Source organism: Staphylococcus sp. EG-SA-2 (assembly GCF_017152085.1).
Genome location: NZ_JACYHC010001003.1, coordinates 1 through 829, shown reverse-complemented (window position 1 = coordinate 829; position 829 = coordinate 1). Strand labels below are relative to the sequence as shown.

Below are 829 nucleotides of genomic sequence, written 5' to 3'. Positions count from 1 at the left end.
GCGTTTCACGTAAATGAATCAATAAATCTAATATTTGTGTTTGAATTGACATGTCGAGTGAACTAATGGCTTCATCAAACAAAATATATTTAGGGTTAATACATATTGCACGCGCAATCGCAACACGTTGCGCCTCTCCACCTGATAACATATTAGGATATTTATCCATGTATGCCTTAGATAGACCGACTTCTTCCAACAATGTAATTGCTTGAACTTCCATAACATCTTTAGGTTGTCCATCACATTGACACATCACTTCAAATAAGATTTCTCTAACAGTCTGAAATGGATGTAATGATGACGTATAATCTTGAAATACAGCACCAATTTGATGACGTCTCACTTTCTTCTTATGCATCGGTTGATCATTTAAGGTTACACAACCTTTATCCGGTTTCTCAATACCTAATATCATACGACTCAATGTCGATTTACCGCTACCACTTTCTCCGATAATCGCAATCGTCGCACCGATTGGACACTCAAATGACACACCTTTCACGATAGGTGTTCGACGACGCTTAAAAACATGTGCGCTTTGATATGACTTTTCAACATCTTTAATTTTAATCATGTACATCACCCCTCATCACATGTTTAAAATGATCATTAATCTTCTTCTTCGTTGATAATAAATACTTCGTATAAACATGTTCTGGATGATGCAAGACTGATTCACGTGTCCCTTGTTCAATAAGCTGACCATTTTTCATCACAACAACACGGTCTGCAATCTTGTTAATAACCGTTAAATCATGTGAAATGAAAATCATCGCACAGTCAAAGTGTTTTTTAATATCTATAAATGCTTCCAGTACATCATATT

At 35.7% G+C, this 829-nt stretch carries 1 protein-coding gene and 1 pseudogene; both read right to left on the bottom strand.

Going from position 1 to position 829, the window contains the following annotated elements; genetic code table 11:
• Positions 1-577: ABC transporter ATP-binding protein (locus IDG60_RS27790; RefSeq protein ID WP_206160976.1), on the bottom strand; the 577-nt coding region annotated here is incomplete at its 3' end.
• Positions 570-829 (bottom strand): annotated as a pseudogene (locus tag IDG60_RS27785) (nickel import ATP-binding protein NikD); the annotation flags it as partial. The pseudogene IDG60_RS27785 and the gene IDG60_RS27790, both read right to left, overlap by 8 nt.